At 63.8% G+C, this 14,137-nt stretch carries 17 protein-coding genes; 12 read left to right on the top strand and 5 right to left on the bottom strand.

Annotated elements, in window-relative coordinates; translation table 11 throughout:
- Window positions 1–65 precede the first annotated feature (65 nt).
- From EP237_RS11500 to EP237_RS11465, 8 genes are all read left to right on the top strand, one after another.
- Window positions 66–866 (top strand): S49 family peptidase, encoded by an 801-nt coding sequence (locus tag EP237_RS11500; RefSeq protein ID WP_127561032.1) that lies wholly within the window; start codon window positions 66–68, stop codon window positions 864–866.
- Between the two features lies 1 nt (window position 867).
- Window positions 868–1,071, top strand: coding sequence for a hypothetical protein (locus EP237_RS11495; RefSeq protein WP_127561031.1), 204 nt, complete (start codon window positions 868–870; stop codon window positions 1,069–1,071).
- A 6-nt stretch (window positions 1,072–1,077) separates the two neighbouring features.
- A complete protein-coding gene (locus tag EP237_RS11490; protein ID WP_127561069.1) occupies window positions 1,078–2,037 on the top strand; it encodes a calcium/sodium antiporter in 960 nt (319 codons plus the stop codon).
- 13 nt (window positions 2,038–2,050) lie between these two features.
- Window positions 2,051–2,827: an SDR family oxidoreductase gene (locus EP237_RS11485; protein WP_127561030.1), complete on the top strand. Its 777-nt coding sequence runs from the start codon at window positions 2,051–2,053 to the stop codon at window positions 2,825–2,827.
- A 310-nt stretch (window positions 2,828–3,137) separates the two neighbouring features.
- On the top strand, window positions 3,138–5,006 hold the full coding sequence (gene uvrC, locus EP237_RS11480) for an excinuclease ABC subunit UvrC (RefSeq protein ID WP_127561029.1): 1,869 nt from the start codon (window positions 3,138–3,140) through the stop codon (window positions 5,004–5,006).
- A 76-nt stretch (window positions 5,007–5,082) separates the two neighbouring features.
- Window positions 5,083–5,754: a CDP-diacylglycerol--glycerol-3-phosphate 3-phosphatidyltransferase gene (gene pgsA / locus EP237_RS11475; RefSeq protein WP_127561028.1), complete on the top strand. Its 672-nt coding sequence runs from the start codon at window positions 5,083–5,085 to the stop codon at window positions 5,752–5,754.
- Window positions 5,747–5,995 (top strand): molybdopterin converting factor subunit 1, encoded by a 249-nt coding sequence (gene moaD, locus EP237_RS11470; protein ID WP_127561027.1) that lies wholly within the window; start codon window positions 5,747–5,749, stop codon window positions 5,993–5,995. The genes pgsA and moaD overlap by 8 nt, the downstream gene beginning before the upstream one ends.
- Window position 5,996: 1 nt before the next feature.
- Complete coding sequence (locus EP237_RS11465) at window positions 5,997–6,452, top strand: molybdenum cofactor biosynthesis protein MoaE (protein WP_127561026.1); 456 nt, start codon at window positions 5,997–5,999, stop codon at window positions 6,450–6,452.
- A 381-nt stretch (window positions 6,453–6,833) separates the two neighbouring features.
- On the opposite strand, the gene EP237_RS11460 is transcribed toward EP237_RS11465, so the two are convergent.
- From EP237_RS11460 to ubiA, 3 genes are read right to left on the bottom strand one after another with little or no spacing between them, the layout of a single operon-like run.
- Window positions 6,834–7,160: a hypothetical protein gene (locus tag EP237_RS11460; protein ID WP_127561025.1), complete on the bottom strand. Its 327-nt coding sequence runs from the start codon at window positions 7,158–7,160 to the stop codon at window positions 6,834–6,836.
- On the bottom strand, window positions 7,157–9,091 hold the full coding sequence (locus tag EP237_RS11455; protein ID WP_127561024.1) for an OmpA family protein: 1,935 nt from the start codon (window positions 9,089–9,091) through the stop codon (window positions 7,157–7,159). The genes EP237_RS11460 and EP237_RS11455 overlap by 4 nt, the downstream gene beginning before the upstream one ends.
- 52 nt (window positions 9,092–9,143) lie before the next feature.
- Window positions 9,144–10,115: a 4-hydroxybenzoate octaprenyltransferase gene (ubiA, locus tag EP237_RS11450; protein ID WP_127561023.1), complete on the bottom strand. Its 972-nt coding sequence runs from the start codon at window positions 10,113–10,115 to the stop codon at window positions 9,144–9,146.
- A 12-nt stretch (window positions 10,116–10,127) separates the two neighbouring features.
- On the opposite strand from ubiA, the gene EP237_RS11445 reads away from it, so the two are divergent.
- The 3 genes from EP237_RS11445 to EP237_RS11435 are packed head-to-tail and all read left to right on the top strand — an operon-like array spanning window position 10,128 to window position 12,816.
- Window positions 10,128–10,856: a 16S rRNA (uracil(1498)-N(3))-methyltransferase gene (locus EP237_RS11445; protein WP_127561022.1), complete on the top strand. Its 729-nt coding sequence runs from the start codon at window positions 10,128–10,130 to the stop codon at window positions 10,854–10,856.
- Entirely contained in the window at window positions 10,853–11,386 is a 534-nt protein-coding gene (locus EP237_RS11440; protein WP_240661609.1) for a hypothetical protein, read from the top strand. Before EP237_RS11445 ends, EP237_RS11440 begins: the two co-directional genes overlap by 4 nt.
- Window positions 11,387–11,445: 59 nt before the next feature.
- Window positions 11,446–12,816 carry a glutamate--cysteine ligase gene (locus tag EP237_RS11435; RefSeq protein WP_127561021.1) on the top strand — a complete coding sequence of 457 codons (1,371 nt, stop codon included), beginning with the start codon at window positions 11,446–11,448 and terminating at the stop codon, window positions 12,814–12,816.
- Between the two features lie 3 nt (window positions 12,817–12,819).
- On the opposite strand, the gene EP237_RS11430 is transcribed toward EP237_RS11435, so the two are convergent.
- Window positions 12,820–13,395, bottom strand: a complete 576-nt coding sequence (locus tag EP237_RS11430) for a DUF805 domain-containing protein (protein WP_206052284.1) — start codon at window positions 13,393–13,395, stop codon at window positions 12,820–12,822.
- Window positions 13,396–13,603: 208 nt separating this feature from the next.
- On the opposite strand from EP237_RS11430, the gene EP237_RS11425 reads away from it, so the two are divergent.
- Window positions 13,604–13,849 (top strand): hypothetical protein, encoded by a 246-nt coding sequence (locus tag EP237_RS11425; protein WP_127561020.1) that lies wholly within the window; start codon window positions 13,604–13,606, stop codon window positions 13,847–13,849.
- On the opposite strand, the gene EP237_RS11420 is transcribed toward EP237_RS11425, so the two are convergent.
- Window positions 13,846–14,136, bottom strand: a complete 291-nt coding sequence (locus EP237_RS11420) for a hypothetical protein (protein WP_240661608.1) — start codon at window positions 14,134–14,136, stop codon at window positions 13,846–13,848. The two genes, EP237_RS11425 and EP237_RS11420, sit on opposite strands and share 4 nt — an antisense overlap.
- Between the last annotated feature and the right edge of the window lies 1 nt (window position 14,137).

The following is a 14,137-nucleotide window of genomic DNA, read 5'->3' as shown; positions in this document are numbered from 1 at the left end:
ACAGACCCGGCATTCCGCGAGGGCCGCTCTTGCCGGGTGGCGGGGGCATGGCTACATGGGCCTGTATGAAACGTTTCATCCCCTTCATGTCATCCGACCCCCTTGTCGCCGTCATCCGGCTGACCGGACCCATTGCCAGCGGCAGCCGGGCCGGGGTGCTGAACGACATGGCCATGGCCCCCGCCATCGAGAAGGCCTTTGCCAAGGGAAAGCCCAAGGCGGTGGCGCTGGTGATCAATTCGCCCGGCGGCTCGCCCGCGCAATCCTCGCTGATCGCCGCGCGCATCCGCAGGCTGGCCGAGGAGAAGGAGTTGCCCGTTCACGCCTTTGTCGAGGATGTGGCAGCCTCGGGCGGCTACTGGCTGGCCTGTGCGGCGGATCACATCTGGCTCGATGACAGCTCCATCGCCGGGTCGATCGGGGTGATCTCGGCCAGTTTCGGCCTGCATGAGTTTATCACCCGCCACGGCATCGAACGGCGCGTCCATACGGCGGGCAAGGACAAGTCGATGCTGGACCCGTTCCGCCCTGAACGGGACGAGGATATTGCCCGGCTGAAAGGGCTTCAGGCGCAGATTCACGACAGCTTCATCGCCCATGTGAAAGCGCGCCGGGGCGACCGCCTGGCCGAGGATGCCGATATCTTCACCGGCGAATTCTGGGTGGGGCAGCGCGCCGTCGATCTGGGGCTGGCCGATGGCATCGCCCATCTGGTGCCCAAGATGAAAGAGATCTACGGCGACAAGACCCGCTTTGCCGTTCACGGCCCCAAGCGCGGCCTCTTTCAGCGCTTTGGCGCCAGCCTGACGGCAGAGGCCCTGGGCCAGGTCGAGGATCGCGCCACCTGGGCGCGGTACGGGCTCTGACATGCTGGTCAAGATCGCAACATTCTTCCTCGTGGGCATGGCGGTTCTGGCCATGTTCGGGCGTCTGCGCTGGCCGGGCGGGGCGCGGCGAATCTCTGGACGGCGCAAGAAGGGCAGCCTGCCCCGGCCCCGCACCTGCCCCACCTGCGGGCAGATCAACGTGACGGGCGGGCCCTGCCGCAATTGCAACGAGGGGCGCGGCTAAGTGCTGATCACCGAATTCCTTCTGGCGGGGCTTGGCCTCGTGATCCTGCTTCTCGCGGGGGATACGCTGGTCAGGGGCGCGGTGAACCTAAGCCTGCGCCTCGGCATCCCGGCGCTTATCGTCAGTCTGACCATCGTGGCCTTCGGCACCTCGGCGCCCGAGCTTCTGATCTCGATTAGCGCCATTCTGGACGGCGTGCCGGGGCTGGCGCTTGGCAATGTGGTGGGATCGAACACCGCCAATATCCTGCTGGTTCTGGGCATTCCGGCGCTGATGTCGGGACTGGATACCAGCCAATGCGACACGCGCCGCAATTTCGTGATCATGATGGTTGCGACCCTGGCTTTCATCGGGCTGGCCTTCGCCGGTCCGTTCACATGGTGGCACGGGCTGATCCTGTTGGCGGGTCTGACGCTGATGCTGGGTGAAGCCGCGTGGACAGCGCGTTCCCACAAACGCGACAGCGCCGCTGCCGCCGCATTAGAAGATCTGGAGGATGTGGAAGGCGCCGACCCGGACATGCCCTGGTGGCAGATCATCGTCTTCCTGCTGCTTGGCCTTCTGGGCCTGCCGCTTGGCGCCGATCTGCTGGTGGATAGCTCGGTGGTGATCGCGCGCAGTTTCGGTGTCAGCGAAACCGCCATCGGGTTGACCCTCGTGGCCGTCGGCACCTCGCTGCCGGAACTGGCCACAACCGTCATGGCGGCCCTTCGCCGTCATGCCGAAGTGGCGCTTGGAAATGTGATCGGGTCGAACATCTTCAACCTGCTTGGAATCATCGGCGTGGCATCTCTTGTGGGGCCGATCCCGGTCGACGCGGAAATCCTGACCTTCGATCTGTGGATAATGCTGGCCGCCTCGTTGCTGCTGATCCCGTTCGTGTATTTCCGTTGGATTTTTGGCCGCGTCGTGGGGGTGGTTTTCACCGCGCTGTACCTCATCTATGTGATCAGTGTCCTGAGCTGAACGGAGGGCAAGGATGACCGCACTCGTGACAGGTGGCGCGAAACGGCTTGGCCGGGCCATGGCATTGGCGCTGGCAGAGGCGGGCCATGACGTGGCCGTGCACTACGCAGGGTCGGCCGCCGAGGCCGAAGACACCGCAAACGCCATTCGCGCGCTTGGGCGCCGCGCGGTGACCCTTCAGGCCGACCTGCTGGATGAGGACGCGACCCAGTCGCTGCTGCCACGCGCGGTCGAGGCCCTGGGCCAGCCGGTCACCGTGCTGGTCAACAACGCCTCGGTCTTCGAGTATGACAACATCCAGTCGATGAGCCGGACCAGCTGGGACAGGCACATGGAATCGAACCTGCGCGCGCCGGTGGTGCTGACACAGGCGCTGGCCGCGCAGATGCCGCCCGCCGAGGCCGATGAAAACGGCGAACCGCAGGCGCGGGGGCTGGTGGTCAACATGGTTGATCAACGGGTGCAGAAGCTGACGCCGGAATTCATGAGCTACACCATCGCCAAGATGGGGCTATGGGCCTTCACCCGCACCGCCGCGCAGGCGCTGGCCCCGCATGTGCGCGTCAATGCCATCGGGCCGGGACCGACGATGATCGGTGCACGCCAGTCGCAAGATCATTTCGCCCGCCAGCGCAAGGGGACGGTGCTGGGACGCGGGGCGGATGCGGAGGGCATTGTTCAGGCGCTGAATTATTTCCTGACCGCGCGGGCGGTTACCGGTCAGCTGATCTGTGTCGATGGTGGCCAGCACCTGGCCTGGCAGACCCCTGATATCCTCGGCGTGGAATAGCCCGAAACCCAACCTTTTCGGCAGAGCCACCGCAGTTTTCCACCGTTAACGCTGCGGTAACAGGCGCGTGACCCTTTTATGACATGCTTCCTTAATGACCCTGTGGAAAGAAAAATAACATTTGTTTTCATGCACTTAAAAGAGTGCCTAAAAATTAGGCAATTCGATGAACCCTGCCAAATACAAGGAAAAATCACCGATCCCAACATCTTATCCCTAAGGTTATCCACAGAAACCGTGGACAAGGTTTTCCTTGAACATGGCCCCGGATCGTTGCAGCCGACAATGGAATCGATTCAACTGGATCACGATGTCTGAAACGCCCCCCGATACGCCGCTTACCGGCCACGAATTGATCGCCTCCTACCTGAAGCTCATTGATGGCTCGCCGGGGGTGTACCGCATGCTCGACGGGCAGGCGCGGGTGCTATACGTGGGCAAGGCGCGGAACCTGAAAAAGCGCGTGGCGAACTATGCCAAGCCCACCGGCCACAGCGCGCGGATCGCCCGGATGATCCGCGAAACGACCGAGATGATGTTCCTGACCACGCGCACGGAAACCGAGGCGCTTCTGCTGGAACAGAACCTGATCAAGCAGTTGAAGCCGCGCTACAACGTGCTGCTGCGCGACGACAAGAGCTTCCCCAACATCCTCGTCAGCCGGTCGCACCGGTTTCCGCAGATCAAGAAGCATCGCGGCGCGAAGAAGGAGAAGGGCAATTACTACGGCCCCTTCGCCAGCGCCGACGCGGTGAACCGGACGCTCAATCAGCTGCAAAAGGTCTTCCTGCTGAGGAACTGCTCCGACGCCACCTTCGACAGCCGAACCCGACCCTGCCTGCTCTATCAGATCAAGCGGTGCAGCGGCCCCTGTGTCGGCCTGATCTCGGCGGATGACTACGCGCAGTCGGTGAAGGACGCGGAACGCTTCCTGTCCGGCAATGGCGGCCACATCCAGGAGGCGCTGGCGCGCGACATGCAGGCGGCCTCCGATGCGATGGAATTCGAACGCGCTGCGGCCCTGCGCGACCGCATCCGCGCGCTGACCGTGGTGCAGGGTGTGCAGGGCATCAACCCGCGCGGCGTGGCCGAGGCCGATGTGGTGGCGCTGCACATGGAAGGCGGGCAGGCCTGCGTTCAGGTCTTCTTCATCCGCGCGAACCAGAACTGGGGCAACCGCGATTTCTACCCGCGCACCGGGTCCGGCGCGGAAGAGGCCGAGGTGCTGGAGGCCTTCCTGGGCCAGTTCTACGACGAGAAGGAGCCGCCGAGGCAAATCCTGCTGTCGCATCCCATCGAAAACGCCGACCTGATGGCAGAGGCCCTGTCCGACAAGCGCGGGCGCAAGGTGGAATTGCTGGTGCCGCTGAGGGGCGAAAAGGCGGAGCTTGTGTCCTTCGCCGCACGGAACGCCCGCGAAAGCCTCGCCCGCAAGATGAGCGAGGCCGCCACGCAAGGAAAGCTGCTATCCGGTATGGCAGAGGCCTTTGAACTGGCAAACCCGCCGGAGCGGATCGAGGTCTACGACAACTCTCACATTCAGGGCACCAACGCCGTGGGTGGTATGATCGTGGCAGGGCGCGAGGGTTTCCTGAAAAGTCAGTACCGCAAGTTTAACATCAAGGGCGACGGCCTGACGCCCGGCGACGATTTCGGCATGATGAAAGAGGTGCTGAACCGCCGCTTCAAGCGCCTGCTGAAGGAAGACCCCGACCGCGAAAGCGACGCCTGGCCCGACCTGCTGCTGATCGACGGCGGCGCGGGGCAGGTGAGCGCGGTGGCGGAAATCCTCGCAGAACTGGGCATTGATGACGTGCCCTTCATTGGCGTCGCCAAGGGGATCGACCGCGATGCGGGCAAGGAAGAGTTCTATCGCCCCGGCAAACCCGCCTTTGCGCTGAAACGCAATGACCCGGTGCTCTATTTCGTCCAGCGTCTGCGCGATGAGGCGCACCGCTTCGCCATCGGCACGCACCGCGCCAAGCGCGCCAAGGCCATCGGGGCCACGCCCCTCGATGACGTGCCCGGCGTCGGCGCCACCCGCAAACGTGCGCTTCTGGCCCATTTCGGCAGCGCCAAGGCCGTGGCCCGCGCCGATCTGGCCGATCTCAAGGCGGTGGACGGCATCTCGGGTGCGCTGGCAGAAACGATCTACGACTACTTCCACGAAAAGGGCTGAGCCCGTGCGCGCAAAATCGCGCGGGGCGTTGCCGCCGGGGCTGGTCCAGCCCCCGCAACCGCGCTAATGCTTGCCCATGCGATGGACCTTGCCAAATATCCTGACAGTCGCGCGGCTTGCCGCGGCCCCCGGCGTTGCGATCATCTTCCTGATCCTGCCGCGCCCCTTTGCCGATTGGGTTGCCCTGATCCTCTTCGTGACGGCGGCCCTGACCGACTGGCTCGACGGCTATCTGGCGCGGCTGTGGAAACAGCACAGCCGCTTTGGCGCCATGCTTGACCCGATTGCCGACAAGGCGATGGTGATCATCGCATTGGCCACGCTGATGGGGCTCTTTGGCTTCCAGCCGCTGCTGATCCTGCCCGTCGCCGCGATCCTGTTCCGAGAGGTCTTCGTCTCGGGCCTGCGCGAATTCCTTGGCAACAAGGCCGGAACGCTCAGCGTGACGAAACTGGCCAAGTGGAAAACCACCGTGCAGATGGTGGCCATCGCGGTGCTGTTTTCCTACGGGGTTTTCGAGCATCATTTCGGCATGAACGTGATCGGCATGTCGCCCGAGATCGTCGCCCAGATCTTTGCGGGAGAGGTCGAGGATGAATTCAACCTTGTCGCCCTCAGCCAATGGGCCAACCGCGCCTATTATGGCGGTCTCATCCTGCTGTGGCTTGCGGCGGCACTGACGGTTGTGACAGGGGTGGACTACCTCGCCAAGGCGATGCCGCATCTGCGGGAGGACCCCCATGATTGAACTGCGCTATTTCGCCTGGCTGCGCGAACGCGTTGGCACCGGGCATGAAACTGTCGAAACCGGGGCCACGACCGTGGCCGAGCTGATTGAGGAGCTGAAAGCGCGCGACGAGGGCTATGCCTTCGCCTTTTCCGACCTCAAGGCCATCCGCGCGGCGGTGGATCAGGATCTGGTCGATCTGGACGCGCCGATTGCAGGCGCCAAGGAAGTGGCCTTCTTTCCACCCATGACCGGGGGCTGAGATGCCCGAGATCATCGTTCAGTCTGATCCCTTCGACATGGGCGAGAGGCTCAACCGCTTTGCCGCGCGGCAGGCGAATGCGGGCGCGGTGGTCAGCTTCTCCGGCATCGTGCGCGATGTGGCGACGGGCGATCTGGATGCGATGGAGATCGAGCACTACCCGGGTATGACCGAAAAGGCGCTCGAGAAGATCGCGGAGGAGGCGATGACCCGCTGGCAGCTGGCCGATGCCTTCATCCTGCACCGCTACGGGCGCATGGGCCAGGGCGAGACGATCATGATGGTTGCCACCGCCGCCCGCCACCGGGCCGATGCCTTTGCGGCGGCGGAGTTTCTGATGGACTACCTGAAATCCCGTGCGCCGTTCTGGAAGAAGGAAATCACGGGCGAGGGCGCGGCATGGGTCGCGGCCCGCGACGAGGATGAAGACGCCCTCACGCGCTGGCAGCAGCAATAGGCTCGTCAACTGATCGTCTGTTTTCGAAAGGACTGCGGCGCCGCAGAAATGCGGGGCAATGGGCATGGAACCGGCCTGCCTTGGCCCTTTTGGGGCTGTCTTCGGCAAAGGCCCGAAAATCCCCTCGTGATCCGGAAACCGGCGTCACCCGGCAAGCGCTTGGACAATACAGAAGCACACTTCCCCTAAGAAATCGTGAACTCCCCGCTTCTTCTTGGCCAAAATACTCCCGCCGGAGGCATCCAAACCTTTCCGCTCGTACAGAAAGAGTGATCGTGGCGCGGGCCCGTCCGATATCCCGTGGCAACACGGCCCGACGAGGGCCCCAAAGGGGCCTGAGAAGGGCCGTTCCCGGGTCGACGACGCAGTCGGCGAAACAGCCTAACCCTGGTTCTGCTGCTCCATGTGAATGCGCAGTTCTTCGGCTTCCTGCCGGGCCTCGCGCAGGCCTTCCATGGCCGCCCGCAACTCTGCCTCTGTCTGGGTGATCTGGTTGGTCAGCTCCGCCTCGCGGTGCTGCAGGTAGGAAATCGCCTGGTCGCGGGTTTCTTCCGCGTCATGCAGGGCCTTTGCCATTTCCTCCAACTCGTTCATATCGACACCCGATACTCGCGTCAGGCGGTGCACCAGCCAATTGGCGAACCAGCCGAGCGCGAAGGCCACAAAGAGGATGATCGCGATCACCACGATGAATTCTGTGCGGTTCATTCGGTGTCCTCCTCGGCCGCTGCGGGCACTAGGTTATCGGGGCGCATGACGGGCCGGGGGGCATCGGCCAGCAGCTGCGCACGCGCCTCTGCGGCCTCGCGCGCGTCGCGTTCGGCGATGTCTGTGGCCAGCAGGAATTCGATCCGCCGGTTGGTCTCCCGCCCGTCCTCGGTGTCATTGTCGGCAATGGGCCGCGTCTCGCCATAGCCCTGCGCGGTCAGGTTCGCGGTCAGCACCCGGCGTGCCAGCAACCCGTTCAGCACCGCGTCAGCGCGGCCCTGGCTCAGCCGCAGGTTCATTTCCTCGCGGCCCTGACTGTCGGTATGGCCGCCGATTTCCATATCCACATGGGAACAGTCGGGCAGGATCTCGGCCAGATCGTCCAGAATGCGCCCGGTCTCCTCGTTGATCTCGACAGACCCGGGATCGAAGGTGATCTTGCGCTGATTGAGAATCGTGTTGATCCGGTCGAGGCATTGTTGCGGCGTCAGTAGCCCGGTCTGCGGGTCGAGGCTGGCCACATAGGTCACGTCGATCTCGAACCCTTCGGCAGCCCCCAGAAGCTCGCTCATCAGCTGGCTCAGGTCAGAGGTGGTGCTTTCGCTGCCGGAATTGCCCCGGATGCGCACGGTGTCGGGCTCGACCACGACGGCCCCGTTATGCAGCTGTGCCATCGCCTCCAGCCCGGCCATCACCCGCAGGGTCCAGCCGCCCGGCAGGTCTTCGTCGATACGGGTTGCGACATAGGTGTTCTGGCGGCCAAAAAGTGCGGTGGCATAGGCTTGTACGGCCTCTGTGATCCGCTCATCGGGCAGGCGGCCACGCAGTTGCACATAGCCCTCGGGGCTGCGGGTGGCCGTGAAGGTTGGCAGGCCGTCTTCGGCTTCTTCCTCGGGGGGCGGATCGGGCAGCACTGCGTGCAGCGAAAAGACCTCCGGCAGGGCGGCGTCCAGTTCTCCGATCACCTCGTCGAAAAGCTCCGACGGGGTGCCCTGCGCCACGATGAGCGTGATATCTGCATCCGAGAAGGTCACTGTCGCATCCTCGAACCGGCTGACCGCGGCAATCGCCATCTCGGCGGCGGTGGCCCAGTTGGGCGACGGCACGCCAAGCCCGATGCGGCAACTGTCCTGCCCGGTCAGCCCGGCATTGCGCGCAGCGGTCAGGATGCGGTCGCGGCTCTCTTCGGTGCCAGCGGAACAGGACTCGAACCGGCCGCCGCCGGAGGATTGGACATAGCGCAAGGTAAACGGCGTGATCACCGGGCGGGGGGCCGAGATATCCAGCACCAGCTGGACCGAAGAGGGGCGATTTTCTTCCAGAAAGCGTTGCCACTGGTCGCGCTGCTGGCGGCTGTCGGCCACCGCTTCGACCACCACCTGCCCGTCATAGACGGAGACCTTTGCGCGTGGCAGTTCCGCCAGTGCCAGCAGGCCGAAGCGCAGGGCGGGCGCCCATCCGGCGGGCACCGGGAAAGCGGCGGTTTCGACCATGTTGGCCACGTGCAGGCCATCGGCCAGTTCGTTGATCCCCGTGGTCAGGCTGTCATCGCCATCGGCGGTCGGCACCAGCCCGATCAGCGACACCCCGTCATCGTTGCGCAGCATTTCCAGCGAAAAGCGTGGCGGTTCGATCCCTTCGGGGTCCAGCACGTCCATGTTGTCGATGATGCGGTCGGTATCCACGATCTCGGCGGCGCGGCGCAAGGCGTGAAAGCGGGCGGCCTCGTCAGGGGCGGTTCCCGCCATCAGCACGCGCAGGCCGTCGGCCCCGATTTCGACCCAGTCGAGCCCGTCTTCGCGCATGGCGAAATTGACCGCCTGCACCGATTGCTGCTCGATCTGACGCGCCCCGAAAACGGCCATGAACAGGCTGAGCACGGCGGCAAGCGCAAAGGCCCCCAAAGCGGCAAAATGAAAGGCTAGACGCATGCTTGCTATGATTGCCCCAAGAACAGTTGGAAAATGCTTTAACGACTTGGCCCTAGAGGTTCAATGAAACGAGCGCCGCGGCGGCAAAAAACAGCGCAGGGATCAGCCCGGCATCCCGATTGGCGCGGAAAAGGTGCATGCAGACATCCGGGTCGTCGATATCCAGCCGCCCCATCTGCCAGACCATATGCCAGCCGAACCCCCACGCCCCGGCCAGCGCCAGCACCAGCGCCAGAACCCCGGCGGCAGGCGTTAGTGCGCCTATGTTGGCCACCGCCATCAACGCGACAGACAGCACAAGGAAGCCGCGCAGGATGGGTTTTGTCCGGTCCCCGAAGAGCCGCGCGGTGGATTTCACCCCGATCAGCGCGTCGTCTTCCTTGTCCTGATGGGCATAGATCGTGTCGTAGAAGATCGTCCAGGCCATGCCCGCCAGGTACAGGACGACCGGCGGCCAGGAGAGGCTGCCGGTATGGGCAACCCAGGCCAGCAGCGCGCCCCAGTTGAAGGCGATGCCCAGAAAGACCTGCGGCCACCAGGTGAAGCGCTTGGCGAAAGGGTAGATGACCACCGGCAGCAACGCGATGATCCCCATCAGGATCGCTGCACTGTTGAAGGTCAGCAGGATCGCAAAGGCCACCAAGGCCTGTATGGCCAGCCACGCAAAGGCCTGTTTCACGCTGACCTGCCCCGACGGGATGGGCCGAGACCTTGTGCGCGCCACGGCGGCGTCGAAATCGCGGTCGGTGATATCGTTCCACGTACAGCCCGCACCGCGCATCAGGAACGCGCCCATGCCGCAGCCAAACGCGATCCACAGGTCCTCCCACCTGGGCGTGGTGGCGGCGGCGGCCAGCCCCACGCCCCACCAGCAGGGCAAAAGCAGCAGCCATGTGCCGATCGGCCGATCGGCCCGCGACAGGCGCAGATAGGGGCGGGACCACGCGGGCGCCAGCCGGTCCACCCAATTGCCGCGCACGGCGTCATGCACCTGCCCCTCTGGCGTTTCGTTCAAGCCGGTCATAAGGTCCGTCCCATGTCGTCGCGTGCAAAGATACGGCTCTTCGTAGAGCATCCGCTTGGGGCAGGGCAAACGGTTCCCTTGTCGCGGGAACAGGCGCATTACCTGTTTGGCGTGATGCGGCTTGGCGTCGGGGCCGAGGTGGCCCTGTTCAACGGCACGGACGGGGAATGGACCGCCGAGGTGGCAGAGGCCGGGAAACGCGGCGGGTCGCTCGCATGCCGCGTTCTGGCCGCGCCGCAGATGTCGCCGCCCGACCTGTGGCTGATCTTTGCCCCGATCAAGAAGGCACGCACCGATTTCATTGTCGAGAAAGCCGCCGAAATGGGGGCCGCGCGGATCATGCCGGTGCAGACCGATTTCACAAATTCCGAGCGTATCCGGCAGGACCGGCTGCAGGCCCACGCCGTTGAGGCAGCGGAACAATGCGGCGGTACCTATGTGCCCCCGGTGGACGACCTGCAAAAGCTCGACAGGCTGTTGGCGGACTGGCCCGAGGACCGGCAGCTCATTTTCTGCGATGAAAGCCTTGTGGGCGCCCGCGCGGCTCTGGATGCCGCGCCCGCAGGCGACAAATGGGCGATCCTGATTGGCCCAGAAGGTGGGTTTTCCGACGCCGAGCGCGCGCGGCTCACCGCGCATCCGGCAACGACCGCCATCAGCCTCGGCCCCCGCATCCTGCGCGCCGATACCGCCGCCGTCGCGGCGCTGACGCTGTTCCAATCCACGCGGGGCGACTGGTGAGCGGTTTCTTCCGACCCGAGGCGATGGCCACCCTGCGCCGCTGGCGCGAGGCGCTGATCGGGCTGGCGGTTCTGATCGCGGGCGGTTTCGTGGCGCTGGCGGCGCTGACCGTCATCCTTCTGGGCATCGGCATCGCCTTTGCTGCCATTGGCCTCTTTCTGCTGTGGGGTGGCGTCCAGCGTGGACGGTTCCGGCAGGCAGCAACCGGCCCCGGTATCGTGACGCTCGATGAGGGGCGCGTGACCTACATGGGGCCGCTGGATGGCGGCGTGATCGACATCGAGGACATGACCGTCCTGATGCTGGATGGCCGCAGCTACCCGCCGGTCTGGGTGTTGCGCCAGAACCATGCCGCGCCGGTTCACATTCCGGTGACTGCGACCGGGGCGGATCGGCTCTTTGACGCGTTCCTGCGGCTGCCGGGCATCCAGACAGGGCAAATGGTCTGGAAACTGAACCGGCCCGAAAGGAATCTGGTGCTGATCTGGGAACGCGAGGACGGGCTCGGCTGGCCTCAGGCGCTGAATTGACACCGCCTGCATTTGCACCCATCAAGGGCCCCTGAAAGCGACAGTGCAGGAGCAGCCCCATGTCCATCCCCCAATCCGGCGGCGGCCCGATCGAGCGGCACGAACAGCTGGCGGAATACCTCGCCGATGGCTGCAAGCCGAAGGAAGACTGGCGCATCGGCACCGAGCATGAGAAATTCGGCTATTGCAAGGACACGCTGAAGCCGCTGCCCTATGCAGGTGAGCGGTCGATTCTGGCGGTGCTGGAAGGTCTGCGCGACGGCCATGGCTGGGATCCGCTGGTCGAGGGCGGCAACCTCATTGGCCTGACCAAGGACGGCGCCAACATCAGCCTTGAACCGGGCGGGCAGTTGGAACTGTCGGGCGCACCTTTGGAAACCATCCACCAGACCTGCGACGAGGTGAATGACCACCTGCGCGACGTGAAGGACATTTCCGACAAGATCGGCGTGGGCTTCATCGGTCTGGGCGCGGCCCCAATCTGGTCGCATGAGGACATGCCGCTGATGCCCAAGGGGCGTTACAAGCTGATGGACGGTTACATGCAGAAGGTCGGCACCATGGGCACGACCATGATGCGCCGGACCTGCACCGTTCAGGTGAACCTCGATTTCGGGTCCGAGGCCGACATGGTGCAGAAACTGCGCGTGGCGCTGGCGCTGCAGCCGGTGGCCACGGCGCTCTTTGCGAATTCGCCCTTCCTGGACGGCAAGGTAAACGGGCACAAATCCTGGCGCAGCCGGGTCTGGCGCGATCTGGATGCCGACCGCACCGGGATGCTGCCTTTCGTCTTTGAGGAGGGCTTCGGGTTTGAAAGATGGGTCGAGTATGTGCTCGATGTGCCAATGTATTTCGTCTACCGCGACGGGCAGTATATCAACGCATTGGGCCAGTCCTTCCGCGATTTCCTGCAAGGCAAGCTGCCCGCGCTGCCCGGTGAAACGCCAACATTGTCCGATTGGGCCGACCATCTGACCACGGTCTTCCCCGAGGCGCGGATCAAGAAATTCATCGAGATGCGTGGTGCCGATGGTGGCCCCTGGCGCAGGCTCTGCGCGTTGCCCGCCTTCTGGGTGGGGCTGCTCTATGATCAGACGGCGCTCGATGCGGCCTGGGATCTGGTCAAGGGCTGGGATTCGGAAACGCGCGAGGCGCTGCGGGTGGCGGCGTCTATCGACGGGTTGCAAGCCGAGTTTGGAGGCATCCGTATGCATGACCTTGCCCGCGAGGCGGTGGCGATCTCCGAGGCGGGTCTCAAGGCCCGCGCACGGCCCGGCGCAGGCGGTTTGGTGCCCGATGAGACGCATTTCCTGAACGCGCTGAAGGAAAGCATCGAGAGCGGGCAGGTGCCCGCCGACGAATTGCTGTCTCATTACAACGGTGACTGGAACGGCGACCTCAGCCGGATCTATTCCGAGTTCAGCTACTGAGCCTCAGACCCCGCGCGCGGCCTTGTTCTGCTGGATCTGCGGCAGGACACGCGACTTGTAGTATTCCTTGAAATCGGCCTGCTGCCGTTCGCGCATGGCGGCCTTGATTTCCGGGTCCAGCTCTCCCATCAGGGCGGGGTGGTCGTTCAGCCGGCGGCGGGGGCCGAGCGGGTCGGGGCCATAGCCATTGCGCCCGTTGCTGCCGGGCAGGCAGAGCAGCACCAGCATCCAGATACCGCCAATCAGCGGCACGAACATGATGAAATACCACCAGCCGCTGCGGTCGGTGTCATGCAGGCGCCGGACCATGGCCGAGAGGCTGGGCATGAAGAACAACAGGAAATTCGCAGCGGTGATGAGCCAGACATTGTTCATGAAACCGGCGGGCAGGGTGCCGCTGTATTTCATGTCCTCCAGAATCTGCGGATTGGCGAGAAGATAGCTTATGAACCAGGCCGAGATGCCGAATCCCAGAAGGGTCTGGAACAGCACGAACCACCAGTATTCCGACCGCGTGGCACGGCCCGAAAAGGTGAAGCTTTTCATGTAGCAGGTCTTGATGGCGCTGAAGAATCCCATGATGTCCTCTGGGTCACGAGTTATATCCCGCGCCTATTGGGCCACGCGACTATGGCCGGAGTGGGGCGGTCCCGGGTCCGCTCTGCGGCTTTGGCGGACCGGATAGACCTTGGATGTCCCGAAAACGGCTTTGGGGAAGTTTATGTTGAACCGATTTCAGCTTTCGGCTCTCTTACAGGCACAGATTGATAATCAAGGAGCTATGGAAATGCGCGATTTCTTTATTGGTGCGTTGGATAAACTGATCACCGTCATCGTTGTTCTGATGATCATCGGCGTGGTCGGTGGCGGCCTGTTCACCATGTTCAGCCCGATGGGTGGATTCCTGCAGGGTCTCGGACTGCTGATCTTCGGCGGGCTCTACGTGGTCCTGATGGGGGGCATGATGTATCTCTTCCTCGGCATCTATCACAACACCAAGCGGACGGCCGATATTCTCGAAAGCCGTGGCTAAGACCTCTTGACGCTGCGCCCGCCATTAGGCGCAGCGTCTATCCTGAGGTCCAGCACGAAGGCGATCACCTTCGCCTCGGGCATTTCACAGGGGCGCAGCAATGCGCCATTGCGGGTGCGATAGAGGTTGAGGCTGATATAGTCCCTACCGCCCAGTTCCTCGGCCACCAGTTTCTGACTGGCCCCACCCGAAAATCCCGATTTCACAACGACATAGCGGCGGCCGTGAGCCGTTCCCGTGACCGTCCGGAAGGGCAGCGCGTCGAGATCGTTGAGAAACGCCTGCAAG

This window comes from Nioella ostreopsis (assembly GCF_004000255.1).
Classification (GTDB): domain Bacteria; phylum Pseudomonadota; class Alphaproteobacteria; order Rhodobacterales; family Rhodobacteraceae; genus Nioella; species Nioella ostreopsis.
This window is presented reverse-complemented; position numbering and strand designations above follow the sequence as displayed.

Bases quoted from the DNA above. Each gene is read 5' to 3' on its own strand.
- ubiA (WP_127561023.1), bottom strand. From the start codon at position 10,115: ATGACCGGCTTGAACGAAACGCCAGAGGGGCAGGTGCATGACGCCGTG.
- EP237_RS11445 (WP_127561022.1), top strand. From the start codon at position 10,128: ATGTCGTCGCGTGCAAAGATACGGCTCTTCGTAGAGCATCCGCTTGGG.
- EP237_RS11455 (WP_127561024.1), bottom strand. From the start codon at position 9,091: ATGCGTCTAGCCTTTCATTTTGCCGCTTTGGGGGCCTTTGCGCTTGCC.
- EP237_RS11495 (WP_127561031.1), top strand. From the start codon at position 868: ATGCTGGTCAAGATCGCAACATTCTTCCTCGTGGGCATGGCGGTTCTG.
- EP237_RS11460 (WP_127561025.1), bottom strand. From the start codon at position 7,160: ATGAACCGCACAGAATTCATCGTGGTGATCGCGATCATCCTCTTTGTG.
- uvrC (WP_127561029.1), top strand. From the start codon at position 3,138: ATGTCTGAAACGCCCCCCGATACGCCGCTTACCGGCCACGAATTGATC.
- pgsA (WP_127561028.1), top strand. From the start codon at position 5,083: ATGCGATGGACCTTGCCAAATATCCTGACAGTCGCGCGGCTTGCCGCG.
- EP237_RS11485 (WP_127561030.1), top strand. From the start codon at position 2,051: ATGACCGCACTCGTGACAGGTGGCGCGAAACGGCTTGGCCGGGCCATG.
- EP237_RS11465 (WP_127561026.1), top strand. From the start codon at position 5,997: ATGCCCGAGATCATCGTTCAGTCTGATCCCTTCGACATGGGCGAGAGG.
- EP237_RS11435 (WP_127561021.1), top strand. From the start codon at position 11,446: ATGTCCATCCCCCAATCCGGCGGCGGCCCGATCGAGCGGCACGAACAG.
- EP237_RS11425 (WP_127561020.1), top strand. From the start codon at position 13,604: ATGCGCGATTTCTTTATTGGTGCGTTGGATAAACTGATCACCGTCATC.
- EP237_RS11500 (WP_127561032.1), top strand. From the start codon at position 66: ATGAAACGTTTCATCCCCTTCATGTCATCCGACCCCCTTGTCGCCGTC.
- moaD (WP_127561027.1), top strand. From the start codon at position 5,747: ATGATTGAACTGCGCTATTTCGCCTGGCTGCGCGAACGCGTTGGCACC.
- EP237_RS11430 (WP_206052284.1), bottom strand. From the start codon at position 13,395: ATGGGATTCTTCAGCGCCATCAAGACCTGCTACATGAAAAGCTTCACC.